The 26,110-nt window shown below is 42.6% G+C and carries 22 protein-coding genes; 11 read left to right on the top strand and 11 right to left on the bottom strand.

All coding sequences use genetic code 11. The annotated features are described in order from the left end of the window. Positions 1 to 81: 81 nt before the first annotated feature. The 3 genes from ACFI6G_RS07700 to ACFI6G_RS07690 all read left to right on the top strand — a co-directional run bounded on the left by ACFI6G_RS07700 (position 82) and on the right by ACFI6G_RS07690 (position 2,666). Positions 82 to 825 carry a 5-oxoprolinase subunit PxpA gene (locus tag ACFI6G_RS07700; RefSeq protein WP_010429651.1) on the top strand — a complete coding sequence of 248 codons (744 nt, stop codon included), beginning with the start codon at positions 82 to 84 and terminating at the stop codon, positions 823 to 825. A gap of 130 nt (positions 826 to 955) precedes the next feature. After that, complete coding sequence (locus ACFI6G_RS07695; RefSeq protein WP_010429648.1) at positions 956 to 1,723, top strand: 5-oxoprolinase subunit B family protein; 768 nt, start codon at positions 956 to 958, stop codon at positions 1,721 to 1,723. Beyond that, the gene (locus ACFI6G_RS07690; protein ID WP_010429646.1) at positions 1,716 to 2,666 is read left to right on the top strand and encodes a 5-oxoprolinase subunit C family protein; all 951 of its coding nucleotides are present in this window, start codon (positions 1,716 to 1,718) and stop codon (positions 2,664 to 2,666) included. The genes ACFI6G_RS07695 and ACFI6G_RS07690 overlap by 8 nt, the downstream gene beginning before the upstream one ends. Positions 2,667 to 2,817: 151 nt before the next feature. Here the strand turns inward: ACFI6G_RS07690 and ACFI6G_RS07685 are convergent, their stop codons facing one another. The 3 genes from ACFI6G_RS07685 to ACFI6G_RS07675 form a co-directional block, all read right to left on the bottom strand. Continuing rightward, positions 2,818 to 4,272: an FAD-dependent oxidoreductase gene (locus ACFI6G_RS07685; RefSeq protein WP_016793696.1), complete on the bottom strand. Its 1,455-nt coding sequence runs from the start codon at positions 4,270 to 4,272 to the stop codon at positions 2,818 to 2,820. A gap of 549 nt (positions 4,273 to 4,821) precedes the next feature. Further along, positions 4,822 to 7,260: an ABC transporter permease gene (locus ACFI6G_RS07680; protein ID WP_462710213.1), complete on the bottom strand. Its 2,439-nt coding sequence runs from the start codon at positions 7,258 to 7,260 to the stop codon at positions 4,822 to 4,824. A 1-nt stretch (position 7,261) separates the two neighbouring features. After that, a complete protein-coding gene (locus ACFI6G_RS07675) occupies positions 7,262 to 7,936 on the bottom strand; it encodes an ABC transporter ATP-binding protein (RefSeq protein WP_010429639.1) in 675 nt (224 codons plus the stop codon). Here ACFI6G_RS07675 and ACFI6G_RS07670 point away from each other — a divergent pair. The 5 genes from ACFI6G_RS07670 to mrdA all read left to right on the top strand — a co-directional run bounded on the left by ACFI6G_RS07670 (position 7,935) and on the right by mrdA (position 15,850). Further along, the gene (locus ACFI6G_RS07670) at positions 7,935 to 8,576 is read left to right on the top strand and encodes an arylesterase (RefSeq protein ID WP_010429638.1); all 642 of its coding nucleotides are present in this window, start codon (positions 7,935 to 7,937) and stop codon (positions 8,574 to 8,576) included. The two genes, ACFI6G_RS07675 and ACFI6G_RS07670, sit on opposite strands and share 2 nt — an antisense overlap. Before the next feature lie 81 nt (positions 8,577 to 8,657). Beyond that, positions 8,658 to 9,857, top strand: coding sequence for an enoyl-ACP reductase FabV (gene fabV, locus ACFI6G_RS07665; RefSeq protein ID WP_010429635.1), 1,200 nt, complete (start codon positions 8,658 to 8,660; stop codon positions 9,855 to 9,857). Positions 9,858 to 10,033: 176 nt separating this feature from the next. After that, on the top strand, positions 10,034 to 11,941 hold the full coding sequence (locus ACFI6G_RS07660) for a sensor domain-containing phosphodiesterase (protein WP_102336752.1): 1,908 nt from the start codon (positions 10,034 to 10,036) through the stop codon (positions 11,939 to 11,941). Positions 11,942 to 12,060: 119 nt separating this feature from the next. Further along, on the top strand, positions 12,061 to 13,716 hold the full coding sequence (locus ACFI6G_RS07655) for an ABC-ATPase domain-containing protein (RefSeq protein WP_010429631.1): 1,656 nt from the start codon (positions 12,061 to 12,063) through the stop codon (positions 13,714 to 13,716). Between the two features lie 235 nt (positions 13,717 to 13,951). After that, positions 13,952 to 15,850 (top strand): penicillin-binding protein 2, encoded by a 1,899-nt coding sequence (mrdA, locus tag ACFI6G_RS07650; protein ID WP_010429629.1) that lies wholly within the window; start codon positions 13,952 to 13,954, stop codon positions 15,848 to 15,850. Between the two features lie 149 nt (positions 15,851 to 15,999). Here mrdA and ACFI6G_RS07645 read toward each other — a convergent pair whose 3' ends face one another. Next, the gene (locus ACFI6G_RS07645) at positions 16,000 to 16,638 is read right to left on the bottom strand and encodes a DNA-J related domain-containing protein (RefSeq protein WP_016767430.1); all 639 of its coding nucleotides are present in this window, start codon (positions 16,636 to 16,638) and stop codon (positions 16,000 to 16,002) included. A 157-nt stretch (positions 16,639 to 16,795) separates the two neighbouring features. Further along, positions 16,796 to 17,635, bottom strand: coding sequence for an isopenicillin N synthase family dioxygenase (locus ACFI6G_RS07640; protein ID WP_016785231.1), 840 nt, complete (start codon positions 17,633 to 17,635; stop codon positions 16,796 to 16,798). Between the two features lie 199 nt (positions 17,636 to 17,834). Here ACFI6G_RS07640 and ACFI6G_RS07635 point away from each other — a divergent pair, with 199 nt between their 5' ends. Then, positions 17,835 to 18,443: a DUF2238 domain-containing protein gene (locus ACFI6G_RS07635; RefSeq protein WP_016794767.1), complete on the top strand. Its 609-nt coding sequence runs from the start codon at positions 17,835 to 17,837 to the stop codon at positions 18,441 to 18,443. A gap of 107 nt (positions 18,444 to 18,550) precedes the next feature. Here the strand turns inward: ACFI6G_RS07635 and ACFI6G_RS07630 are convergent, their stop codons facing one another. The 5 genes from ACFI6G_RS07630 to ACFI6G_RS07610 form a co-directional block, all read right to left on the bottom strand. Beyond that, positions 18,551 to 18,802, bottom strand: a complete 252-nt coding sequence (locus ACFI6G_RS07630) for a hypothetical protein (RefSeq protein WP_010429617.1) — start codon at positions 18,800 to 18,802, stop codon at positions 18,551 to 18,553. Between the two features lie 21 nt (positions 18,803 to 18,823). Continuing rightward, the gene (locus ACFI6G_RS07625) at positions 18,824 to 19,744 is read right to left on the bottom strand and encodes a DMT family transporter (protein WP_462710212.1); all 921 of its coding nucleotides are present in this window, start codon (positions 19,742 to 19,744) and stop codon (positions 18,824 to 18,826) included. A gap of 30 nt (positions 19,745 to 19,774) precedes the next feature. Then, a complete protein-coding gene (locus ACFI6G_RS07620) occupies positions 19,775 to 21,466 on the bottom strand; it encodes an SgrR family transcriptional regulator (protein WP_010429613.1) in 1,692 nt (563 codons plus the stop codon). Between the two features lie 163 nt (positions 21,467 to 21,629). Continuing rightward, positions 21,630 to 21,863: a DUF3389 domain-containing protein gene (locus ACFI6G_RS07615; protein WP_010429612.1), complete on the bottom strand. Its 234-nt coding sequence runs from the start codon at positions 21,861 to 21,863 to the stop codon at positions 21,630 to 21,632. 86 nt (positions 21,864 to 21,949) lie between these two features. Further along, positions 21,950 to 22,375 carry a hotdog fold thioesterase gene (locus tag ACFI6G_RS07610; protein WP_010429610.1) on the bottom strand — a complete coding sequence of 142 codons (426 nt, stop codon included), beginning with the start codon at positions 22,373 to 22,375 and terminating at the stop codon, positions 21,950 to 21,952. A gap of 138 nt (positions 22,376 to 22,513) precedes the next feature. Here ACFI6G_RS07610 and ACFI6G_RS07605 point away from each other — a divergent pair, with 138 nt between their 5' ends. Next, positions 22,514 to 23,302, top strand: coding sequence for a M48 family metallopeptidase (locus ACFI6G_RS07605; protein ID WP_016767433.1), 789 nt, complete (start codon positions 22,514 to 22,516; stop codon positions 23,300 to 23,302). 103 nt (positions 23,303 to 23,405) lie between these two features. On the opposite strand, the gene ACFI6G_RS07600 is transcribed toward ACFI6G_RS07605, so the two are convergent. Beyond that, complete coding sequence (locus ACFI6G_RS07600) at positions 23,406 to 24,488, bottom strand: site-2 protease family protein (RefSeq protein WP_462710211.1); 1,083 nt, start codon at positions 24,486 to 24,488, stop codon at positions 23,406 to 23,408. A 356-nt stretch (positions 24,489 to 24,844) separates the two neighbouring features. On the opposite strand from ACFI6G_RS07600, the gene ACFI6G_RS07595 reads away from it, so the two are divergent. Then, positions 24,845 to 26,104 (top strand): outer membrane protein transport protein, encoded by a 1,260-nt coding sequence (locus ACFI6G_RS07595; protein WP_016792033.1) that lies wholly within the window; start codon positions 24,845 to 24,847, stop codon positions 26,102 to 26,104. The last annotated feature ends 6 nt before the right edge of the window (positions 26,105 to 26,110 follow it).

The raw sequence follows: 26,110 nt of genomic DNA, 5'->3' as shown, positions 1-26,110 counted from the left end.
AAAATTTGAATTCGGTCACTGTTTAATTTATTCATATATACGAGTGTCATCAGATACCCAAACCTAAAGGAATAGCGACAAGTGACGACGAAGATTTTGCTTAATTGCGATATGGGAGAGAGTTTCGGCAACTGGAAAATGGGCGATGATGAGTCGGTTATGGAATGGGTCGATATGGCAAACATTGCTTGTGGCTTCCATGCGTCTGACCCTCACGTGATGTCAAAGACAATCAAACTTGCGCAGCATTACCATACTCAAATTGGTGCTCATCCGGGCTACCAAGATTTGGTTGGGTTTGGACGTCGCTCAATCCCGCATACCATGGATGAAATAAGTGAATTAGTTTGTTATCAAGTGGGCGCATTACAAGCGCTTTGCCGCTATCACCATACCTCTATTGGGTATGTGAAACCTCATGGTGCCCTTTATAACGATATGATGGCGAACACCGATGTTTTTAACGCAGTCGCTCAAGCGGTAGCTGAGTTTAATATTCCTCTGATGATTCTCTCTTCTTCTGATAACCAACAGTATTTAGATATTGCTGATGATCAAGACTTACCTCTTTTGTTTGAAGCTTTCGCAGATCGAGCGTACTTGAATAATGGCCAACTTGCGCCGCGAACCCGGAAAGGTTCGGTTTACGTTAATCAAGATGACATCTATAACCAAGTCATGCAAATTGTTAATTATGGTTCAGTAACGACGATTGAGGGTGAAAGACTGCCCATTGAGGCAGATACAATTTGCGTGCATGGTGATAACCCTCAATCCATCGCTCTGATTAGAAAAATCAGACAAGATCTTAATACGTTTAATTAGTACGAAGCGTAAGTCTATCGCACGCTAATTATTAAGTAATGATTGTTAAATCCTATGTGACTTAGGACATGGAAGTTAAAAAGCTAAAGCTAAGTTGAAAAACAAGAATATCAAAATGTATGGAAACGAAATGACGACGAATCCGATTGAATTTAATATAGCGCCGGTTGCCGAATGTAGCGTTTTAATCACGTTAACGTTGCCGCATTTAAAAGGTGATACTAATGCGATCAATGCGCAGTATATGGCTCATTTTGCTGATGCCATTCGCCAGAACTTAACAACCGTATTGATGAATGTGACACCCGCTTACCACACTATATTGGTTGACTACTTACCTTATCGAATCTCAGAGCAACAGTTTATCAAACAGCTTAATTCGCTATTAGCTGCAGCGCTTTCTTCCTTCTCAGAGACTCAAGAAACGCTCAATGTTATTGAACTACCCGCCTATTACTCACCTGAAACCGCGCTTGATTTAGATAGGTATCAGGAGAAAGGCTTATCGATTGAGGATATCATTGAATATCACACCTCTCAGACCTACAGTGTCAGCGCGATAGGATTTATTCCCGGCTTTGCCTTTATGTCGGATGTGGTGAGTAGGCTTGCGTTACCACGTCACTCAACCCCGCGCTTAAGTGTTCCTAAAGGAAGTATCGCAATTGCAGGATCAAAAACGGCGGTTTACCCATCGGAGTCACCAGGTGGTTGGAACATTATTGGCAACTGCCCTTTGTCGCTGTTTGACCACAGCCAATTGAAGAACGCAGATACTACACAAGTTCCGCTATCACTGCTGAATGTAGGTGATACTGTCCGTTTTAAAGCGATATCAAAACATGAGTTTATGGATCTTAGGTTTATAGCGCTTGGTGGAGATATCACATATGGGTAAATTAAATAATAAACCGACACTTACAGTAGTTAAACCAGGCCCTTTGAGTTTGATTCAAGACTTTGGCCGATTTGGTGTCGCTCACCTTGGGTTGACACAAGGCGGGCCAGTTGATGATTACTCTTATAGTTGGGCTAATTATCTATTAGGAAATGCCGTTAACTTAGCGGCGTTGGAAATTACACTCGGTCAATGTGCGCTAAAAATAGATTTTGATTGTGAGATGGCGTTATGCGGCGGCGATCTACAAGCGAAGTTAGATGGTATGCTTTTAGGGAACTGGAGTACTTTCCAAGCTTTTAAAGGACAAGTCCTCTCATTTGGTCTACCGAAAAATGGATTAAGAGCGTATTTGGCAATTAAAGGAGGCTTCGATGTTCCTTCCACCCTTCATAGCTGTTCGACTGTAACGAGAGAACAGATTGGTGGGCTTGATCAAGATGGAGAACCCTGTAAACAAGGGCAACAAATTGGTTTTTCCAAGCATCGTATTACTCGCCCTTTTAAAGCGTTGAGTGTGACCTTCCGCTATAAACCGGATTACAACCTACCAGTAAATTTAAGAGTTATCGAAGGTTACCAAAGCAACCTCTTCTCAGAACCAGCAAAAGAGACGTTGTATAATACGCAATATAACGTTGACCAGAATTCGAATCGAATGGGCTATCGACTCAATGGCGAGCCAGTCGATTCCCCTGATATTTCTCTATTGTCCGAAGGTATCGCCCTTGGTGCGATTCAAATCCCACGAGATGGGCAACCGATCGTATTGCTCAATGACAGACAGACCATTGGGGGTTATCCAAAGATTGGATGTGTTGCGAGAATCGACTTACCGCGCTTGGCACAAGCCAAACCAGGGCATCCAATTTCGTTTAGTAGAGGCGATCGCTTAGGGCTTCAAGATGTATGGTGTCAGTGGGCACAGTTTTTTGGTTATTGATCTTTTCTGTTTAGAATGGCTATTCGAAGCTTCCGCGACTATGTTCGCATAAAAAGGCGTTTAAATTATAAACCCAGCTTACTACTTGCTAGTAAGCTGGGTTTGACTTTTGGCATCTTGGTTTGGGTAACAAACAAGGCTGAATAAGCTTTTAGTGGTGCTCTTGCCCTGATATTTTAGCAAGAGCGTCCGGGTAACCACGTTCCTTGGTCAAGTCTATCGCACTGTTTTCAATATCATTTATGTTAAGTGACATTGTCACTGAGTGTGCGCTTTCAATCGGCATAGTCTCGGTCACACCAAACCAACGTTGAGCAACCTTCTGCGCGGCCTCTAGTGTTGAAGACGCCTTTACGACTTCAAGTCGAGCATAGCGATCACCACAGAATGAAACATCTGAAGCTCTTAGACTCGGATCGGTTCCTGGAATCTGCTGCGCGCCAAACAGAGGTTTGCCACCAACCATTGCAGAACTAAAACTTGGGATGAACTGAGACATATGCGTAATTGCAGCACGAGTTCTTAATTCAAGTTGCTCTTCGCTCCAACCGGATACGATTTTCTTAAGAAGCTTTGAAGGCAACTGTGGCTGGGACGAATCTGTTGATGAAGAAACTAGCCCACCCTCAAACAGAGTAATCCCTTCTGTCATACCGTGAAGTTGGAACACACCATCAGCATACGGCGTTAATTGCGCCATACCTTGCGGGGTGCCTCTCGGGCCATGGAAGATTACCTCTGGCCACTCTTCTTTGCATTCTTGAGAATATGGCCACTCTGTCACGTATGCAGCTTTGAACTCAACAAGTCTTTGTTGTTTCGAACCGACAAAATCATCCACAATACCTGTTTCAAACCCACTAGCATTGATCAAGTAGTCAGTCGTCAGATGTTGGTTTTGGTTTTCATGGTCTGAGTAAGTCAAAGACCAGCCTTGTCCTGTCGATTCAACAGACTTTAAGCGACTGTTGGTCAACACAGTACAATTCGGTTGCTTACCTAAAGACAGTTGAGCCGTCGCCGAAAGTCGAAATACACTCCAGCCATACTCTTGAACCATTGCGACCGGGTATTTAAGCGTATCTAAATTAGTATGCTTAGCAAAAGGAATGCACCAGTCGTCGAGTGAAATCGGTTTTAGAGGCTGAGTTTTTGTAGAAAGGGCTAACAACTCATCTTTGCTATAAAGTTTGTAGTACTCATCCGGGTCACCAAGCACTTGATTGCTGTTATCTTGTTTAACAAGCTCAGCGTAAGCGTTTTTGATTATCTTTAAACGAGGAAGTAGATCCATTGGTTCCCCACCATCACTATGCGGCACAGCAATGATTGTTGGGCGTATATTGATGGTGTGTGGGAATAAACGGACGGTATCAATAGACTGAGTGAGAAGTTGTAGACATTGCTCTACAGAAATATCTCGATACAAATTGCCGCCCGCGTGCAGGTGGCAAATAGGTGGGCCATTAACCAAACTCGGCCCTTTTTCCAAGATAGTGACATTAAAACCCAACTCACTAAAGTGAATCGCACTTGTCGTTCCGGCAATGCCGCCACCAACAATGGCAATAGAAGGTTGATTTGTATCCGTTTTGTTGTGGTTCATCGTGTTCTGTAGAATATGATTAACTGTCTCTATTCTACTTTTGTTCTGCGACGAATTAAAACACATTTTTATCAAGGTCTTAGTTGGGCACTTATTAATATCTATGTAAAAAATATAAATAATCTCTTGACTCAATAACTCCAGATAGAGTTTTAAAGGTTATTCTAACAGTCGAATTTGCCCTAAGTGACGCCACATAAAGGCTGCCTCAATACTTGTAAAACAATGATGTTAACTTATCCCTAAAGTTATCCACCGTTTTTGTGGATAACTGTTGATAACGTTCTTGCTAAGTTGCGCAAACCCTTTGTTTACAGGGACTAACCGTTGTTCATTAAATCGGCATTATTGCTCAATAACTTTTAATTAATGCTAAAAAATGTCGATTTTAAGGTGTGAAATTTTTTACTTATACTACGAGTTGGTCAAATAAAAAACGATCTAAAGCGGTGTATTATAGATAGTGCATGATTAAGTATAAAAAATTCACTTTAGACCGTTTGACTCGATTTCGTTAATTTTTAATCTTTACTTGCCGTCTGTTGGTTTTTAACCAAAATCTTTGTTCATTGGCGCTAACAATCGTTTAATCAAACTATTCACGACAGCAGCTAGCGTGATGAAAGTAAGAATTGGTAAAACAACCCAGAGCATTGGGTGAAGCGATGGTTCTAACTCAAAACCAAAGTTCATTACACCGGCTACGCTAAGTTCTGAACCTAGAGCAGCAATAGAACCCGCGACTAAAGCCATTAAGCCATATTCACACCAAATCGTGTTGAGAATCCGCTTCTTACTTGCCCCTAGAGTTCGATACAAGCGTATTTCTTGTTGTCTTTGGGATAAACTCAACCTTAGTAAGGTAAAAATGAGTAACAGCCCCGCTACAACACCCAAAGCCGCAAGCACGGTAATAGACCAAACAATCTGCTTGAGTAGTTCCTGGATCTTACTACCCATTTTACGAATATCCATCAAACTGACGGTTGGATGCTTTCGGGACAGTTCGTTGAGCATTTGATTGTGTTGCTCTTCGAGCCTGAAGCTCACTAGCCAGGTTGACGGAATCGAACTCAAAACATCAGGAGTAAAGATAAAATAGAAGTTCGGTTTCATTTCGCGCCACTCTACTTCTCGGATGCTAATCACTTTTGCGGAAACGCTTTGGCTATTAATGGTAAACGAAAGTTCATCATCAATCTTCAATCCAAGTTGATCAGCCACATCAGATTCAACAGACACGCCCTGCTCTTGTGTCCAACTGCCTTCTAGCACCTCATTGTATTCAGGCAAACTATCACCCCAAGTGAAATTAATCTCACGACTAAGGGCGTCGGTCTGATCAGATGTATCGCTGTATTCTGCTGCCTCTACGCCATTGATTGTCGTCAATCGTCCACGAATAATTGGAAACGCTTGAGTACGCTCTACTTCATTCGAGTCAATGGTCGCGAGATAACTGTCTTTTTCATAGCTCGCAATATTCAGTGCGAAAGCATTGGGTGCGTTTTCAGGTAAGGTTTGTTGCCAATCGGATAATAAATCGCTTCTTACTAACCAAATAATCGATAACAACATTAAAGACAAAGCCAAAGAGCCAAATTGGATGCCCGTTGCTAATGGTGTCCGATTAATTCGGCTTAACGCCAAGCGCATCGATGTTGACGTTGGCAACTTACTGAATAGGCGAAGAACAACCGTACTCACTATTGCTAGCACTAGGAACAGGCATGCAATACCCACTAAGACTATCCATACCAACAAGTTATCGCCGTACATCAACATCATTGGAATAATAGGAACGAGCAATAACAAGTACTTCTTATAACTTTCGTTTGACTGGTGGCTCGATTGAATCACGCTGATTGCTGAGGTCGAGACCAAGCCAATCAATGGAATTCCGAGTGCAGGAACACCAATCAAAAGACTAGATAAAATGGCCAAAATAGCAGGTTCTGCACCATAGCTAGGAAGCGGCGTTGGCAGTAAGTCTCCGAGCGGAATTCGAAGCAAAAACTCTAGGCCTATACCTATAGCGATGCCTAATACTGCGCCAATAACCACAAGTAGAAAGACCTGTACTGACAGCCATTTAATGATCCATTGCTTACTCGCCCCCAAGCTTTTAAGCATCGCGATGGTTTTACGACGACTCGCCACATAGTGCTGGCAAGTTAAAACTAAAGTCGTTGCAGCCATAATCACCACGATGGCAACGGTCAGTGACAGGTATTGCGTGGTGCTTTCAAACATCTCATTGGTGCGGCTTGCTGAATCTTGCGTGCGCCATCGATCGCTTGGTGTTAATTCGATACTGTCTTGAGCGGATTTAAGCTGTGTTTTATCGCCGTTCAAAAACAATCTAAAGCTAACGCGACTGCCCGGTTGAATTGCACCTGTGGCATCGATATCACTTTCGTGTATCAATACTGCAGGCATCTGTTGGAATGGGTTAAAGCTCAACCCAGGCTCTTGGGTGATTCGCCCTGTTATCGTTAAATCCGCATCGCCAATCGTGACATTGTCACCAATTTCAACTTCAAGTTGAGCAAATATACGTTCATCCAGCCAAAGTTCCCCCGGCTCTACGTGATTTCTAAACGTATCATTAGCTTGCTGAAGTATCATTTCGCCGCGTAATGGATAATTGCTTTCAACAGCCTTAACCGTGACTAACTGCATTGAGTGGTCACTAAATGCCATGGTTGAAAAACGGGTTAATTGGGAGCTTTCTAACTGCTCAGCTTCAGTGAGTTCGAGTAAGAGCTGTGGGATTGGGTTCGCCGAAATAAACACACTGTCCGCTGTTAAAGCATCCTTTCCCTGCTTAACAATGACTTGTTCCATACGCTCCGCCAACGCTGACAACGCGAATACACAGGCAATAATTAGCGTTAAAGCGATCGATACTGGCCACAGTTGTCCGTGTCGAATCTCTTCTATACTCCATGAAAACAGGCGTTTGTTGAGTCCCTTTGATGAATTCAATTTAGACTTCCTCTATATGACCGACGTGCATTTTCAAAGTTCGCTGGCAACGTTGTGCAAGCTTAGGATCATGTGTCACTAAGACTAACGTTGTTCCGTGGGAAGAGTTGAGCTCAAACAACAGCTCGATAATTTTTGCTGCCGTCTGTTGGTCTAGGTTGCCGGTAGGTTCATCGGCAAACAAGATTTTTGGTTTGATCATAAAGGCACGGGCTAAAGCTACTCTTTGTTGCTCGCCGCCAGATAGTTGAGATGGTAAGTGATCGAGCCTGTCTTTTAATCCGACAGACTCTAATAAAGCGGTCGCACGTTCGATGTCTTCGTCTTCACCTTTAAGCAAACAAGGTAGTGTGACATTTTGCAGTGCAGATAAACTTGGGATTAACAAAAAGCTCTGAAATACAAACCCGACAGATTCACTGCGGATTTTTGCTCTAGCTTCATCATCAAGTTGTGATAGAGGCTGGCCTAATAAACTGATTTCGCCCATTGTTGGTACATCAAGACCCGCAAGCAAAGTCATTAAGGTCGATTTACCAGCACCGGATGTTCCCACAATCGCCACAGTTTCGCCTTCACGAATATCGATATCGACGTGTTCTAAGATTGTTAAATGTTCTTGATTAGTAGACACTGTCTTGGAAACAGCTTCTGCTTTTATGATGGATGTATGCATGACTCGACTAATTTCCTTTTTATTTTTTATTTTATTTTCAACCGCTTCGTTGGCTCAAAATACTGACCTAGTTCGAAATCCTACGTTAGCTCCAAGCGCTACTTTATTGATACTTGGCGATAGTTTGAGTGCTGGCTACAACATGGATATCAAACAGAGTTGGCCAAGTTTGCTGCCGGACGCTCTTACGAAGCATGATAAAGCGATTACCGTGGTTAATGGTAGTATCTCTGGTGACACAACAGGCAACGGTTTAGCACGTTTACCGCAGCTACTTGAAGAGCATGCGCCTGACACCGTTCTTATTGAGCTAGGAGCGAATGACGGACTTCGTGGCTTCCCACCTAAGCTGATGTCTGCAAATTTAGACCAAATCATTGAGCAGATAAAAGCCTCGGGCGCCACACCAATCATGATGCAGATAAAAATCCCACCTAACTACGGTAAGCGTTATAACCAACAATTTGAATACGTTTTCACGTCACTTGCTGATCAAAAAAATGTACCGCTTTTGCCATTTTTCCTGGAGCATATCATCCTTAAACCTGAGTGGATGATGAACGATGGATTGCATCCAAAACCTGAAGCTCAACCTTGGATCGCTGAATTTGTCGCCGAAGAATTATATCAGTATCTTTAGGTTTTAATGGTCTAGCTCAATAAATTTTACACAGCTTTACGTTAGCCTGAGTGCATATCACCGTTAACTGTAAGGTTATTTATGCTGATCGAACCTATTATCAAGGGTGTGGTAGCCAAAAGCGCACACCCTCTCGGCTGTCAAGAAGCTGTCAAGCAACAAATTAAATTTGTTAAGAGTGCGCCGCAAATCAAAGATGGCCCTAAACGAGTACTGATTCTCGGCGCTTCCTCGGGCTTCGGCCTCGCCTCTCGTATCGCTCTTACTTTTGGCGGGGCTAAAGCAGACACCATCGGTGTTTCATTTGAACGTGGTCCTAATGAAAAATCGCTAGGGACCGCCGGTTGGTACAACAACATCTATTTCAAAAAAGAAGCCGAACGTGAACAACGTACTGCGATAAACATCGTTGGAGATGCTTTTTCAAAAGAAACACGTGCACAAGTTGTCGAAGCCATTGAAACTTACTTCGAAGGTGAAGTCGATCTCATTGTATACAGCTTAGCTGCTGGCGTTAGACCTAAACCCGATTCCGATGAATTCTGGCGCTCCGCGATTAAACCTATTGGCGAAAGCGTTACTGGCGCCACCATCTCTCTTCAACATGACAACTGGGTGACCAATACGCTTGAAGCTGCGACGGAAGAAGAAGCCGAAAGTACACTCAAGGTAATGGGCGGAGAAGATTGGGAAAACTGGATAGATGAGCTCATTAACGCAGAATCTATTGCCCCAGGGTGTAAGACAATTGCGTTTTCTTATGTTGGCCCAGAAGTGACACACCCTATTTATCTAGACGGCACTTTAGGTCGTGCCAAGATAGATCTTCACCAAACCAGCCACGCGCTCAACCTTGAGTTGGCAAACTTTGATGGTAACGCTTACGCGACGGTTTGTAAGGCATTGGTGACTAAGGCAAGCGTATTCATTCCAGGATTAAGTCCTTACCTACTTGCTCTGTATAAAGTAATGAAAGAAAAGGAGACACACGAAGGTTGTATCCAGCAGATGCAGCGTCTTTTTAGCAGCAAATTATATGGCCAATCAAAAGTACCACTTGATGGTGAACGCCTGATAAGAATGGATGATTGGGAGTTAGATCCTGAGACACAAGCGCATGTTGCAGAGTTACTTGATGTTATGGATGGAAATAACTTCCAAACCCTGGGTGACTACAAAGGGTTTAAAGAGGAGTTTCTGCAGTTAAATGGATTTGCTCAGCCATCCGTAGACTATAATCAGAAACTTAACACTGAAGATTTTATAAAGTTAAAGCCTTAATTGAAACTTATCTCATTACTGAGACCCAGATTCATATTTGAAAACCTCTGTGAAATTGCAGAGGTTTTTTTCTATAACATTTCTTATACTTAGTTTACGTAAGATTCACAGTTTTTGGTTCATCATAATTGACACAGGATGTGTTGATGCATTTAGCATAATAGACTCGGAGTCATATGAAGAAAATCAAAACTCTAGATTTAGACATCCCAGACGATATGGAGTCTAGTTGGCAAAATATTGTTGACCTTTTAGCTCAAATCACTCAAGTGCCCGCTGCACTCATCATGCGTGTTCACACCAATTACCTTGAAGTATTCTCTACTAGCAGCAGTGAAAACAACCCATATAAGAAAGGCGATACAGAAATATTGGGAAACGGGCTTTATTGTGAAAGCGTTATGGAGTCTCAACAACAGCTCGTTGTGCCCAACGCTTTGGCCGATCCAAAATGGAAAAACAACCCAGATGTCGAGCTCGGCTTAGTTTCTTACTGTGGTATTCCGCTGCTATGGCCTAATGGTGAGCTTTTCGGCACCATATGTATTTTAGATTCTAAAGAAAACCATTACACACCTACCTACATCAAGCTGTTAGAAAGCTTTCGAATCTCTATAGAATCTCAGCTAAAAACCCTGTTTCAACACGCTAAGCTGACTCAAATGAATCGAGACTTGAAAAATCGCGTTTATACTCGAACCAAGGATCTCGCAAGCCTCAACTATTCCTTAAATCAAGAAATTGATAAACGAAAAGCCGCTGAGCAAAAGATAAACTTTCAAAAGAATCATGATTTAGGAACCGGTTTTTTAAACCGCAATGCGTTTGAATCCCGCTTAAACAACAAACTTTCAGCCAAAACAACGCTAACTGGCCGTTCATTCGCTGTCGTCCATATTGGATTTACTAACGGAAGACGCATCCAAGCACGCTATGGTTACAACGCATTAGATCAAGTGCTCGTCGAATATCGACAACGAATCGACAGCATAGCCGATCTTGAGGTATTAACCGCGCGCCCTACTTCGATTGACCTCGTACTTGCGTTCAGTGTTAAAGATTTAGACCATCGCCTTGAAGAGCTTTGTCAAACTTTGGTTAGAGTGGGACATTCCGAGTTCGATATTGAAAACGATAAAATTCACTTACATGCATTTATTGGGATTGCGGTAACGGATAGTGAAGACGATGCGGAAAGTGTATTGCAAAAGTCATCAGAAGCGATGCTTGCTTGTAAAGATTCAGGACAAAAATTTGCTTACTACTCGCAAACCCATGCCGAAGAACAAAGTCACATCAATAAGATTGAGAGTTACCTACTACAGGCCGTTCGTAATGATGACCTCATGCTCTATTTTCAACCCAAAGTCTGTCCATTAACTCATCGCTGGGTTGGTGCAGAGGCTCTACTACGTTGGCGTCACCCAGTTTTGGGAGACATCTCCAACGAAACTTTGATACACATGGCTGAGCAAAACGGTTTGATTTTTGAAGTCGGTAGCTTTGTTCTACGTCATGCGATCGAAAAAGCCAAAGAATGGTCGAAACACGTTCAAGACTTCAAAATGGCTGTTAATGTTTCAGCAGTCCAACTCAAGAACGTCCACTTTGCAGAACAAGTCGTTCACCTATTAGAAACTTACCACCTTGAGCCCTATTTATTAGAACTGGAAGTCACTGAAAGTGGACTGATTGCAGATGAAGTTGTTGCCAAGAATACATTGGAATCACTACACGACATTGGCGTTACATTGTCACTAGATGATTTTGGTACCGGTTACGCATCATTCAGTTACCTTAAGAAATTTCCGTTTGATGTTATTAAGATTGATAAGAGTTTCATCGACCAAATGCTCAAGTCAAATGAAGACTCAGAAATTGTCCGATCTATTGTTCAAATAGCCAAAAAGCTCGACTTAAAAGTGACGATTGAAGGAGTAGAATCTGAAGTTCAAGAGAAGTTTATTATTGATGAGGGTTGTGATGTGGCTCAAGGATATCTTTACGGTAGACCAATGCCGAGCCAAGAATTCGAACACAGCTTAATCAATCAAAACTATTTAGGGACAACTCGTTACGCTTAAAGCGAAAAAGATCAGTTAGTTTTGGATTTATGCCTACTTTCTCTTTACTCTAAAGGTGGTGATTTTTATAATCGCCGCCTTTCTGTTTTTATCTTCCCTTTATATAGGCATTCCTCGTTATGGATCAGTTGACTGCAAAGCTTAAAAAGCTCGAAAAACAAAACTTCCGCGCATATCAACAAATTAAAGGTCAATACGACTTTGCTGATTTCGAATTACACATCGACCACGTTCAAGGTGACCCGTATGCATCATCTTCACGTTTTCGCGCAACACGCGCCTGGTCGTTAACAGGGTTAGATTGGCTTAAAGAAAAATCTTATGAATACCAAGTAGCAGCTCGTGATTTTATTGCACGCAGCTTCTCTGAGTTTGCTAAGCAAGAAGCGACGGTCTCTATTGCACTGACAGGTCAAACCGTTTTAGACAATACTGCTGTTGTTTTCACTGATCACGGTATCGAAATTCGTTTTCGTATCAACCTACCTGCTGATGGTCGCAGTATTCTTGCAAAGAAAGCAATTAACATCATTACATTCTATTTGCCTAAGTTTATTCGTCGCGCAACGCTTGAACGCGAACTCAACATTGAAGCGATGATTAAACATTGTGAAGCTGTTGAAGACCAAGACGCATTACGTGCTCAATTAGAAGAAAACAACCTAGCGGCATTCGTTGCAAATGGCAGTGTATTACCTCGTATTGCAGGTAACTGTGACCTGCCAATGAAAGGTGCGGTTCCTTTCTTAGCACCAGAGTCTTTGAGTGTGACGCTAAACACACCAAACCAAGGTGATGTGACAGGCCTAGGTATTCCAAAAGGTATCACACTGATTGTTGGTGGTGGTTTCCATGGTAAATCTACACTATTGAACGCCGTTGAACGTTCTATCTACAACCATATTCCTGGTGATGGTCGTGAAGGCATTGTTACAGCTACGGATACAATGAAGATCCGAGCGGAAGATGGCCGATGCGTACATAACTTGAACTTATCTAACTACATCAACCATTTACCGATGCAAAAAGATACGTCTGATTTTAGTACTCAAGATGCTTCTGGCTCTACGTCTCAAGCTGCTTGGTTACAAGAATCGATTGAAGCGGGTGTACAAACGCTCCTTATCGATGAAGATACGTCAGCGACTAATTTCATGATTCGTGACGAGCGTATGCAAGCGCTGGTATCAAAAGGGGCTGAGCCTATCACTCCACTTGTTGACCGTATTGGTCAACTTCGCGAAGAGATGGACATATCAACTATCGTAGTAATGGGTGGTTCTGGCGATTACTTAGATGTGGCAGATACTGTGATTCAAATGCACGACTACCAAGCCGTAGACGTCACTGAAAAAGCTCAAGAAGTGATCGCTCAACATCCTACTCAGCGAACTAACGAATGTGAGACGGCATTAGAAACGTTTGTTCCTCGCTCGTTAAACCGCGCTGCACTAATGAACATTCTTACTGACGGAAAATTCCGAGTTAACGCGAAAGGCAAAGAGTCACTGCGTTTTGGTAAGGAATTTGCAGACCTTTCAGCATTAGAGCAATTAGAGTCGACTTCAGAAGTGAACGCGATTGGTTGGGCTTGGTTCCAGTTTGCACAAACGCCGGGCTGGTCAAACAACCCTGCAAAAGAATTCAACGCAATTCTAAGTGATGAATGGTACGCAAACATGCCGAAATATGGTGACTTAGCAAAACCAAGAATACTCGATGTAATGGCGGCTCTAAACCGTATGCGTAAATCTCAGTTCAAACCTTCGAACTAGATATACCCAACAGCACTAATACATATCTTCGGCTCTCACTCATGAGGGCCATTTTTTCGCGTGTATTCTCTAAATTTCTCGTGGATCCCCGTCTAATTTAATTCAGTTTTCTTTATTGCATTCGTAATATCAGACAATCTTGTAAATAATGACACAGCTTTTACAAAGCCATGGTGATATTCAGATAAAGTCCTGCCTCGACAAGTGTAACTAAATGTAACTGACTGAGGTTTTGATGAACCACAAACGCGTAAAAATGCGTGATCATAAAAGCGAAGTAAATTTATTCAGAAATCGTGTCATCGTGGCATTTCTCGGGATTGTGATCTTCACCCTCGTCTTGATTGGAAATCTTTATAGACTCCAAGTCCAAAATTTTGAGAGCTACCAAACTCGCGCCGATGGTAATCGAATCAAAGTACTGCCAATCGCTCCGACTCGTGGGCTGATATACGACCGCAATGGTGTGCTATTGGCTGAAAACCAACTCGTCTATGATTTGACAATGATTCCTGAACAAACGGATGACGTTGAGTTGATGATCGAAAAGCTCAATAAGTTTATTCCTCTAAATGAGGAACAAATCGCTCGTTTCACAAAGCGCTTTAAGAACACTCGCCGTTTTAAGTCGGTAACAATACTGGAAAACCTCACAGAAGAAGAAATCGCTAAGTTTTCTGTTCATCAATATCAATTTCCGGGTTTATCCATCAATACCAGCCTAAAACGTTTTTACCCTAGCGGTGAAATACTAACTCATGTTTTAGGGTATGTTGCTCATATCAATGATAGCGATCTAAAAAAGCTAGAAGAACAAGGTAAAGACGCTAACTATCAAGCCACTACCACCATAGGTAAACTCGGCGTGGAGCGATATTACGAAGACTTACTCCACGGACAAAAAGGTTATCAAGAAGTTGAAGTCAATAGCCGTGGTCGTGTTGTGAGAACAATCCAATACGTCCCCCCCGTCGCAGGTAAAGACATCGTTCTCAACATCGATATCGAGTTACAAAAGTACGTGTTCGAGCAACTCGAAAATCGCACTGGTAGTGCTGTGATTCTTGATCCGAAAGACAACAGTGTTTTAGCGATGGCATCCAGTCCTAGTTATGACCCAAATCTGTTTGTTGATGGTATATCGAGTAAAAACTATCAAGTATTACTGAACGATCCTGCTCATCCCTTGGTGAATCGCACAACGTTAGGCGTGTACCCGCCCGCCTCTACAGTTAAACCATTTATGGCCGTTGCTGGGCTACAAGAGCATGTCATTTCAGAAAATACCGTTCGTAATGATCATGGTATATGGCGAATTCCAGGTTCTAAATCCAATTCGAAAGCATGGCGAGATTGGAAGCGTTGGGGACATGGTCCTGTCGATGTGACACAAGCGATTGAAGAATCGGTTGATTCATTCTTTTATCAAACCGCTTTTGATCTGGGCATCGATCGTATTTCAACTTGGATGAATCGCTTTGGCTTTGGCAAACCAACAGGAATTGATATCTATGAAGAGAGTAACGCCAATATGCCGACACGTGAGTGGAAAATGATGCGCTATCGTACGCCTTGGTATCAAGGTGATACAGTTCCAATCGGTATTGGCCAGGGCTACTGGACTTCTACACCTCTACAATTAGCTAAAGCAACGTCAGTTTTGGTTAATCACGGTAAAGTCATGCCTCCCCATATTTTACGAGCAACGTTAGATCACGGAGAAGATTTTGACACGCAACAACTTGTTAAATCTGATTCAATGCCGTCTATCACTGAGGTGCCAGATAATATATGGGATGTGCCGATCAACGCAATGCGACTCGTAAACCACGGTAGTAGAGGCAGCGGCAGACGTGCATTTAAGGGAACTAATTATACTAGTGGTGGGAAATCAGGGACGGCACAGGTGTTTGATCTGGCGAAGGATCAAGTTTACAACTCTAAAAAGCTCGCAACGCACCTACTCGACCACGCTCTTTACACAGCCTTTGCACCTTATGAACACCCTGAATATGTCGCAACTGTTGTAATTGAACATGGTAACGGTGGTTCAAAAGTAGGTGCGCCTTATATCCGCAAAGTTCTGGATTATGCTTTTGAGCATAAAAGTGGTCAGAACAAAGATCACTCCTAGCACTAACAAATAAAATAGCACCAACACATAACGTATGTTAAAGCACATAGACGTAATGACGACAAAGAAAGCCCTACTTGTTTCACTCACTAGGTAGGGCCTTCTATTTTGGGCTTCAAATCAACTAGGTATCAAAAAGTTACGTTCGATTACGAGCTTCGCAATACATGCCACGCTTCACAGAGCGTTTGAAATTTTGCCGTGTTGCCTTCGTCTCTGTCTGGATGCCATCTCAACGCCAGTTGTCTCCATCGTTTTCTAATCTCATGGTGAGTGGCGTCTAAAGGTAACTCAAATAAGCTCAACGCTCGGTTTCGATCCATATCGAGCTCATCACCACCAACAAACTTCCTGTATCGAGTCCAAAATTCGTTCAACAGCCTTTTGACTTCGCCTTCATCAGCTTCATAGTTAACCCAGTTAATGTAGTAGTCTCTAAGTGGGTCTTGATGATCGATGCAGTGACTGCTTTCGTGATAACGACCATTCATCAATTCGATATCCATCGCTTGGACTTGCAGCCAGCTATCAGGGTGTAAGGTTTCTTGAAGCTGATAAAGCGCATTCATGATGAGGAAGTTCTTTTTGAACAACTCTTTCTCAGCCACAGCATCTAACACTGGAACAAGCCCAAGGTCATTGAGGTGCGCTGCTAGTGTATGCACTTTCCAGCCACTTGGCTTATGTTTGAGTACTTCCATAATTGGCCAAAGCAAAGGGTTTTCCATATGAGCTTGGAAACTACAGCTTATGTCTTGATTGCTCGATGTATTTAGCTTGTCTAGCATAATGAATGGGCCCGTGGCCAAGTACCTGAAGTTCTTTAATTGAAAGCGATTTATGGAAATTTGTCGAGTTTCAAATAAAAAAAATTCAAACAGTTAAACGTATATAAGCAAAAGGACCAGCATTACGCTGGCCCTTTAGAGAATAAAACTTATTTAATTAGATAACGCCAAGCTCTCGTAGACGTTCCATTAAATATTCATTCGCAGTGTATTTTTCTGATAATACCACTTCTGGTTTCGGGTGTAAGAATAGCGGAAGAGAGATACGTGACTTCTCTTGGCGCTCGCCCGATGGGTTAATCACGCGATGTGTCGTTGATGGGAAGTAACCGCCTGACGCTTCTTGAAGCATGTCGCCGATGTTGATGATCATGTTACCGAAGTCACATGGAACATCTAACCACTCGTCATTTTGAGCTTTAACTTGAAGGCCCGGCTCGTTTGCAGCAGGAAGAACAGTCAGTAGGTTGATATCTTCGTGTGCTGCTGCACGGATAGCGCCTGGCTCTTCGTCACCTTGCATTGGTGGGTAGTGAAGTACGCGAAGTAATGTTTGCTCGCTACCGTTAATCATTTCAGACAGAGCAATTGAGAATTTCTCTTGTACTTCTTTAGGAGCATGCGCCTCAACCCAACCCAATAGCTCTTGAGCAAAAGTGTTAGCACGTTGGTAGTAATCTAGAATCTGTTCTTTCAACTGATCAGGAATCTGGCCCCAAGGGTATACGTGAAAGTACTCTTTGATATCTTTTACAGTGTGGCCCTTTGCAACTTCAGACACTGAAGGTGGAAAATATCCATCTTGTGTTTCAACATTAAAGTGGAAGTTCTCTTTCTCTTCAGAGATGAAAAATTGGTACCAGTTTTCGTAAATAGACTCAACAAGCTCTTTCGGAATTGGGTGGTTTTTTAGTACGCCAAATCCAGTTTCACGTAGAGAGCGAACAAATTGTTCTGCTGCGTCGTCAGCAAGATAATCGACAGTTTCCAGTTTCATGACTTTCTTTCTTGTTATGTAGTGATTGAGAGATTTTATGGTTCGCTTTGTTGTAAATCAAACTTTTGTGAAACTCTCGCAATCGTTTGTCTAGATACTGGGCTACAACACTAATTTTCAACAAATTTGGTAATACACCCCAATTGAACAGTGTTCAAAACTGTGTAACTATTAATGAAACTTATATTGGGATCTGATGATGACAACTACACCACTTGTTCAAAATAGACCTTTACTTACGTTAACCGCCTTCTATTTGGTTATCTTTCTATTCTCTGCATTTTCGCCTTCTTCGAGAGCTGTGTGGATAGCGGAAATTGTACCTGCATTATGTATTCTCGTTGGTATTTGGTGGCTTTCGACTAAGCTTACTTTCTCAAAAACGTCTTATGCTCTAATGTTTATCTGGCTTATCTTGCACACGATTGGCGCGAAATATACTTTCGCAGAAGTGCCATTTGATTGGTTCAATAACATGATAGGTTCTGAACGTAACAACTTTGACCGCGTGGCGCACTTCTCTATTGGTCTTTATGCTTACCCACTCGCTGAGTTCTTGATTCGTAAAAAGCTGGCTCAACCGATATTGGCCTGTTTCTTTGCGCTATTTGCGATCATGAGTGTGGCTGCAAGTTATGAAATTATAGAGTGGTGGTACGCGGAGATTGCAGGTGGTGATGAAGGTATCTCGTTCCTTGGTTCACAAGGTGATATTTGGGATGCACAGAAAGACATGCTGTGTGATACCACGGGTGCAATTGTTTCACTACTGCTTCTTAAGCTTCAAGGGATTGTCAGAGCTTATTGAGCTCAATCTTTTATTCTGAGTATCAAAAGCAACGTTGAAATGCCAAACACAAACAGTGTTGTGGCATTTTTAGTGGGTCATCATACTTGGTATTTGATAATGACTGTTTATTTCATTGTGACCTTTCCACCAACAAATTTGTAAGCAGGCGTCCCTCGAACCAAGGTGTCTCGCGCAAATTCAACCCCGCATTCAGGGCACACACATGGCTCTGTCGTGAAGTCTTCAACAATACGCTCCTTAAAACACTTCACGAGTGCACCTTTGCCACCTTTGCGATACTTAAAAAGTTGCGTTTTACATTTCGCACAGAAAATCTGAACCGTTTTGATCGGTTGTTTCTTATTTGGTTTAGCCATAGAAGTTAATGATTCAACTCTTTATTTCTTAAGTTTAGGTGCGACAAGAACCAAGCTGATCCCAAGTAAAATAACCGTAGATGAAACAACAAACTGCATGGTTACTGGTTCAGATAGTAATAATACGCCTCCAAGCGTTGCTATTACTGGCACAGAAAGCTGCGCGATCGACGCAACCACAGTATTGAGCTTTTTCACGACGTAATACCACACGCTATAACCCACTCCCGAAGCAACAGAACCTGACATAACCGCGTAAATCATGCCTTGTTCGGTGATAGATATTTGAGGTAACACGCTAGGTAGAACAACTAATATACTTAACACTACGATAATGGCTAGTGAACCGAATGCAAAATTGGCAGTCGTTGATTGAAGAGCGTCTGTGGATTTTTTACCTGCTAACGTGTAAATACCCCACGCGATTCCTGCTAATGACATCAATACAATAGAGAGCAAATCTGGTGAACGAGCAGATCCTGTCGGCATCAATAAGTAAGCGAGACCTGTGACAGACAATAGACATCCCCCCCACTCAAGTGATGACATTCTATTTCCTGACAACAAGTGTGCCGCAATCATAGTAAATTGCACAGCGACAAAGAGCACGAGAGCACCAAGCCCGGCTCCAAGTTCCAAGTAAGCAAACGAGAAACCAAACATATAAACGAGCAGCGACAATATTGAAGTCAATTGAAATTGAGACCTAAGCTTTGTGAGAGCGGATGCACTTGTTTTTGACTCCACAAGCTTAGGTTCAGATGTCGATTTAGATTGGGAAGATAAGGTTAATAAAATCAGAAGTGTCGCCGCACCAGACAAGATACGCACGATCGAAAAACTCAAAGGATCAATCGTTTGATCCATTAATGCCCAGCGACACAAGACTGAATTGGCAGCAAAGGCCACCAGCGTAATAAGTGTGATCATCGCAGTTTGCATTGTTTTGTCCTAATTGCATTTTCTAGTATTTCAATCAACTTCAGGCTTAACCCAAACTTGGCTAAAGTCGAACCAACCAAGTGCATTGCACTTGGCATTTTGCAGCGTACCGCATTGATCTTTATTAACACCTAACCAGCAATGGAACATAGGTATCAATTGATTACTTTGTACGAGTTGTTTACCAAGTTGTCTTGCAGGGAATTGCTCAAATTCACCGGACCGCCAACGATCAATCATATGACACCACTGGTCAAAATCGTCCGCTGGGCTAGATTCATCGAGAAAACTGTAATCCATCAACCAACCCGCCAACGCATCGTCTCGATTATTAGCAATACCCATTGGGTTGATCCAAATATCAACGTCATCGGCATGTGGTGGTTCGGTTTTGTAACCGTGAAGTTCAACATCAACATTGTATTGCTTTAATACTGTGACAATCGCTTTTGCTAACGTTGGAAACATTGGATGCTGGCATTGGTACGCCAGTCTTATAGTCGGTTTACTGTTTGCTGGTGGACAAACTGGAGTCTTCAATTTGATGTCATACCAACCAGGCTTGATTCCATATGCGTGAAGTACGCCCAGGTCTATGACAGTTTCTTTGGGAATATGCACAAACAGATCAGCCGCATTCAAGGTGTTCGATAAAAACTCTGCCCACGCCGGATCTTTTGCAATCCCCTTTTTTCTGTTCAGTAACAAATACGTACAACCAGGATCAAGTTCAACTTCATCACTGTCGCCACGGTCTGCCATCACAGGCTTAGAAAGACTTGGATAAACCATTGATGAATACGCCTCATCGACAACCCAAACTTCAACACGGTCTATCAGAGGCCTAAAACCAAAGTATCCATTAAAAGCATTTAACACGAGTTGCTTTTCGTCGTTCTTCTCTACGCGATACGGGCCGGTGCCGATAGGTCTAATATCATAATCTTCGCCACGTAAAGTCATCGGTAACGTGACTTTAGCAACCGATTCAGTGAGAGCGAGGGGGAAATGCCTATCCGGACGCGTTAAAAAAACATCGACGACGCAATTTGCTGGCGATGAGACATCTTTAATATGAGAGAACATATTGAGCGGCTCAAGTTGTAAAAGCGTATCCACTACATGATTAGTTAATAGCGGTTCTCCGTTATGAAAGCGGACCCCCGGTCTCAAGAAAAATCGCCATTGATAGTCATTTATCTTTTGCCAAGAGTGAGCTAAATCCGGCTGTAGTTGATCATTTTCGTCTAGGCGGGTTAAACCACTAAAAACCTGACAAGCAATGTGTTGTTCAGAACGGCGCATTGATTTGGTAGGGTTGAGCATTGATAGTGGACGATAATAAGGTAAACGTATGACCTGTTCACCCTCTTGATACTGTACACCTAAATAGTTCTGTATAACTTGAGTGAGTTTTGCAGCATTGTGGTCGAGCACTGAAAGTGCCTGTCCAATTTTGCCTTCTTGTAAATAGCGCGTAGCTAAGTTTTCGCTTACATCACAACGATTCTGCTTAAAGATAAGTTGAGATAATTTACCCCGCCCCGCAGCAGGTAACCACTCTACCCACCCTTCTTCTTCGAGCTTGTTGAGAACCATTCGGGCATTTCGGCGCGTACAACAAAGGACATCTGTGATGTCGTCTAACTGAACATCAGAATCTTTACCGTCAAAATGTTCAAATAGAGTTTCAAATTGAACACGAAGTCTTGGGCTACTCATAAAGAGGAAAACTTATTCAAAGGATATTGAATTCAGTTTCCCTATTTTACGAGTCAAAATCAATCGAACTTATGATTTATTACGCAGAGATTATGAATGTGAGTCGGTTTAGTATCCTTAACAGAAAGCGAAAGGTTTGAATAAACGCTGTCATAGCCAGTAATTACATCACATCGCAGCCAATTTCATTGGCGATGTCACGGAGCTGTTGTTCATTGTCTAATTTAATCGACCATTTACATTCTGAACCGTTGGCAGAAATAACGTTTGCCCCTTTTCCGATCAGTTGAATCGCATCAACTTGCGCTTGCAGTGTGACTCTATGCTCACCATTCAGACGAACAACTAGCTCATGTGCTGTTGCGATGACTTTTCCACTTTTAAACGTTATGACCATGGATTTCTCTAACTAAAATAAACAGTTTATATGAGGTTAATAAGCTGAGGATGGATTGATTCCTGTCCCCAGCCTTTCTTATCGAATTAACGTTTGTGCTTCTTCACTGCAATAGTTAGCCGGCTTGTACAGACTAAGCGTTGACGCTCATCAGTAATGTTTATCTGCCATACTTGGGTAGACACGCCAAGGTGAATAGGCTCGGCAGTGCCGATAACATGGCCCTCACGCATTGAACGAACGTGGTTGGCATTTATGTCTAATCCAACGCAATAGTAACCATCAGGAACGCAGAAGTTTGCTGCGAGTGAACCTAGCGTTTCGGCTAAAACTACCGATGCACCGCCATGAAGCATGCCCAGCGGTTGGTGCGTAAAGTGACAAACCGGCATCGTCGCCACTAAAGAACGATCGTTAACTTCAGTGTAAACAATGTCGAGGTGCTCAATTAAGGTATTCTTTGAGGTCGCGTTGAAAATATCGAGGTCAACGGGCTTTTTCCAGATCGTCATGTTGGGTCCTTAATTATTGATTTTGCTATCGCGTGAGCCGCTTTTTTTGTCTTAAAGCTATAAGTTATCTTACAACTATTAGTTATTACGCAAGTTGATGTTAACATGCATAAAAACCGAATATACAGAGGATATTGTATGACGTCATGGATGAAGTTTGCCTCGCTTCTCACACTTGCAGGCCTAACCGCATGTAGCGCTTCCCCGACAGGAAGAAACCAATTGCTGCTTTTTTCAGATCAAGACATGTCTCAGCTTGGAGCACAGTCTTTTGAACAAATGAAGAAAGAACAACCAATCAGTAAAGATGCAAAAACCAACGCGTACGTTCAATGTGTAGCGAACAGTATTACTCAACACATTCCTAAACAAGGCTTTAGTGAATGGGAAGTCGTTGTTTTTGATAGCGACCAAGTGAACGCCTTTGCGCTACCTGGCGGAAAAATTGGCGTATACACGGGTTTGCTCAATGTTGCGGTTAACCAAGACCAATTGGCGACAGTTATCGGCCACGAAGTTGCACACGTATTAGCGGATCACAGTAATGAGCGTCTTTCTCAGTCTCAAATAGCTAATACAGGTTTATCTATCACTAGCGTCGCCTTGGGAGCTTCGGAGTACAAACAGTACCAAGGGATGACGATGGCAGCCCTAGGTTTAGGAGTTCAATACGGTGTTATTCTACCTTATGGCCGAACTCAAGAGTCAGAAGCCGATGTCGTAGGTTTAGAGTATATGGCTCAGGCTGGCTTCGATCCTAACCAGAGCGTCGACTTGTGGCAAAACATGGCAAAAGCATCAGGTGGAAGTCAACCGCCAGAACTGTTGTCTACGCACCCTTCTCACAGCACGCGTATCAAGGATCTGCAAGCAACCATCAAAACGTTACCTCAGTCTGGTGCCACGAAACCAAATTGCAAAGCATAATTTACCCATCAGTAACATGGCTTAATACAAAAGCGCCCTATCCATTTTGGTTAGGGCGTTTTTGTTGGTTTCATGAGCTATTCGAACTGGCTCAACTCACAGATTAAGTGCCTAGAATTTGTAACGGAAGGCTTAGTAGTTCATCACCTGTTGACGCGAAATACCAAATAACGCCAATCAAGCTACTCACCGAACCAACATACCAGACGAATGACACTACTTGTCCATACCTATCTAACGGCAGCAAGTGACTGTGATGACGCCCTTTCCATTCGAACAGAATCTCAACACTACCCATAATTAATAGGAAACCAAACAGGGTTAAGTTCAATTGGTAACTCAACACGACACCTGCAACGGCGGCTGCGACACAGAGTACAATACCCAACACGCTGTTCATCGAAAAGCTGATACTTTTCAACACGTGGCCGCCATCAAGAGGCAAGATCGGTAGCAGATTGAATAAGTTTAACAAGGCATTAAATACTGCAAGCCCGGCAAAGAACATCTCACCAGTTGCCCAATACAACACCATAAATACCAACGACAATATCAACCCAAACAGTGGTCCCATAATCGAGATCACCACGTCTTGCCAGCGTGTATTAATCTTTTCGTCAGAGAGAGCCAAGCCACCGAGGAATGGTATTAAATAGATGCCTTTAGTCTTCATACCAAAGTACTTCATCGCTCTGATATGACCATATTCATGAAACATTAGACAAGCGATCAAGGCCAAAGCGAACTGAATAGAAAACAACCATGAATAAGCCGCTAAACTTGCAGAGGCTAAAACTACTTTAATCAACTTAGCGCTTTTGAGCGCTTTCATACCAAGTGATACTAAACCGATTAAGCTAAAACGCTTCTCTGGTTTAGGTGCTACAACGGGTGTTTGTTGCTCGATATCTTTAGTATTACGAGTGCCTTCAGTAATGGTTTGGCCATTAACTGACGCTTTATACGTCATCTCAAACGGTTGCCATTGAACCAAGGCTTCAACGTGACACTGCAACGTATCTTCACCAGCACGTAGCGTAAATGTATGAATTCGAGCGTTATCTAACTCCGTAGTTGCATCAAGTTGCGACACTAACGTATTGTCCCAAAATAATTGCTGCCATCCTGCCATTGACCCTTCTAAACGAAGTGGCTTCCCAAGAAATTCTACAGCGAGTAATTCCAAATTTAAATTCCAATCTAATGACTTTCAAAACGAATCAACATTATGCCGATTTAGTGACAAACGGTAAACATAAACAAAACTGTTACATATTGAGCAATTGGACACTATTTATGCCGATAGTGCGCATAAACATTCTGGTCACACCTCCAACCACGAACAAATCATTGATTACATGCATATTATTGATGTTAAAGTCCCGCCCCCTAAAAATATAACTTCACAAAATGATAACTCATTCTTTGACTTTACATGAAACATGAATTTAACATGTTATTTACATTAGAGCATCGTTCACAAGAATGCTCCCTGTGTTTTCAACAATAAGAATGAGATTTGATGCCCTAGGAGGGTCAAGGATGAAAACAATACAACGCTCTCTCGTTTCACTTTCTGTGCTATTTGCATGTAACTCACTTGCGGCTGGTTTCCAAGTTGCTGAGCACTCTGCCTCAGGTCTTGGTCGCGCATTTTCAGGTGAAGGCGCGGTAGCGGACAACGCAAGTGTACTAGCGAGAAACCCCGCCGCGATGACCCTATTTGATACAGCCCAATTTTCAGGCGCGGTTTCTATCGTTGATCCAGAGGTAAATATTACTCAAAACAACGTCCCAGGTTCTGGTGGTCAAAGTCAAACTTCAAAAGATGTGGCTCCTCTCCAGGTTGTTCCAGCAGCTTACTACATCAGCCCGATTAACGATAAGTGGGCTTGGGGTCTTGGCATGTTTTCAAATTACGGAGTTGCAACTGACTATCCTGACGATATATATGCAGGAGACTTGGCGGGTGATACTTCTCTTGTGTCTGTGAGCCTTAACCCAAATGTAGCTTACAAAATTAATGATCAGTTCAGCATCGGTGGTGGTGTAAACCTAGTTTACGCTGAAGCTGAATTAAATCGTCACCAAGGTTCTATTTCAAATATTACGGGGGATCCAGCTTCTACAAAACTGATCAGCATGACCGGTGAAACATTCGCTTTTGGTTGGAACGTGGGAGGTTTATACGAACTGAACGAAAATAATCGATTTTCTATCGCTTATCGTTCAGAGGTAGATCTTGACTTTGACGATGGCGACTTTACTGATTATACAGGCGGCATAGTACAAGGTAACGCGACAACGACAACAGGTCGCCTTAAAATCACCTTGCCTTCAATTATAGAAATCTCAGCTTTCCATCAACTCACAGACCAATGGGCTATTCATTACGGATGGCAACAAACTGGTTGGAGCAGCTTTAAAGAGCTTAAAGCAACAAGCCCAGATTGTACCAATGGGGAGTGTTTCAAAAAAACAGAGCATTACGATGACAACAACCGATACTCGCTAGGCGCTACTTATCAGTTGAATAAACAATGGACATTAAGAGCAGGTTTGGCTTATGACGAACAAGCTGGTGAAGCTACGTTGAGTATCCCAGACAGTGACCGTTACTGGTACAGCGCTGGCTTTACTTACCAATACAGCCCTGACCTTTCTATCGACGCCGGCTTCGCACTTGTACAAAGTAAAGATGGTGACTTCACTGAGACTAATCAGCTAGGTCAAAAACTTGAGTTCTCTGGTGATGCCGTAGCTTACTTATCTGCAATTCAAATGAACTACACCTTCAACTAAACGGAC

It is taken from the genome of Vibrio sp. PSi01 (assembly GCF_054960695.1).
Note: the sequence above shows the minus strand (reverse complement) of the source record. Positions and strands in the feature narration are given on the sequence as shown.

Coding starts and splice junctions, on each gene's coding strand:
- ACFI6G_RS07695 (WP_010429648.1), top strand. CDS start 956: ATGACGACGAATCCGATTGAATTTAATATAGCGCCGGTTGCCGAATGT.
- ACFI6G_RS07690 (WP_010429646.1), top strand. CDS start 1,716: ATGGGTAAATTAAATAATAAACCGACACTTACAGTAGTTAAACCAGGC.
- ACFI6G_RS07685 (WP_016793696.1), bottom strand. CDS start 4,272: ATGAACCACAACAAAACGGATACAAATCAACCTTCTATTGCCATTGTT.
- ACFI6G_RS07670 (WP_010429638.1), top strand. CDS start 7,935: ATGACTCGACTAATTTCCTTTTTATTTTTTATTTTATTTTCAACCGCT.
- ACFI6G_RS07675 (WP_010429639.1), bottom strand. CDS start 7,936: ATGCATACATCCATCATAAAAGCAGAAGCTGTTTCCAAGACAGTGTCT.
- fabV (WP_010429635.1), top strand. CDS start 8,658: ATGCTGATCGAACCTATTATCAAGGGTGTGGTAGCCAAAAGCGCACAC.
- ACFI6G_RS07660 (WP_102336752.1), top strand. CDS start 10,034: ATGAAGAAAATCAAAACTCTAGATTTAGACATCCCAGACGATATGGAG.
- ACFI6G_RS07655 (WP_010429631.1), top strand. CDS start 12,061: ATGGATCAGTTGACTGCAAAGCTTAAAAAGCTCGAAAAACAAAACTTC.
- mrdA (WP_010429629.1), top strand. CDS start 13,952: ATGAACCACAAACGCGTAAAAATGCGTGATCATAAAAGCGAAGTAAAT.
- ACFI6G_RS07645 (WP_016767430.1), bottom strand. CDS start 16,638: ATGCTAGACAAGCTAAATACATCGAGCAATCAAGACATAAGCTGTAGT.
- ACFI6G_RS07640 (WP_016785231.1), bottom strand. CDS start 17,635: ATGAAACTGGAAACTGTCGATTATCTTGCTGACGACGCAGCAGAACAA.
- ACFI6G_RS07635 (WP_016794767.1), top strand. CDS start 17,835: ATGACAACTACACCACTTGTTCAAAATAGACCTTTACTTACGTTAACC.
- ACFI6G_RS07630 (WP_010429617.1), bottom strand. CDS start 18,802: ATGGCTAAACCAAATAAGAAACAACCGATCAAAACGGTTCAGATTTTC.
- ACFI6G_RS07625 (WP_462710212.1), bottom strand. CDS start 19,744: ATGCAAACTGCGATGATCACACTTATTACGCTGGTGGCCTTTGCTGCC.
- ACFI6G_RS07620 (WP_010429613.1), bottom strand. CDS start 21,466: ATGAGTAGCCCAAGACTTCGTGTTCAATTTGAAACTCTATTTGAACAT.
- ACFI6G_RS07615 (WP_010429612.1), bottom strand. CDS start 21,863: ATGGTCATAACGTTTAAAAGTGGAAAAGTCATCGCAACAGCACATGAG.
- ACFI6G_RS07610 (WP_010429610.1), bottom strand. CDS start 22,375: ATGACGATCTGGAAAAAGCCCGTTGACCTCGATATTTTCAACGCGACC.
- ACFI6G_RS07605 (WP_016767433.1), top strand. CDS start 22,514: ATGACGTCATGGATGAAGTTTGCCTCGCTTCTCACACTTGCAGGCCTA.
- ACFI6G_RS07595 (WP_016792033.1), top strand. CDS start 24,845: ATGAAAACAATACAACGCTCTCTCGTTTCACTTTCTGTGCTATTTGCA.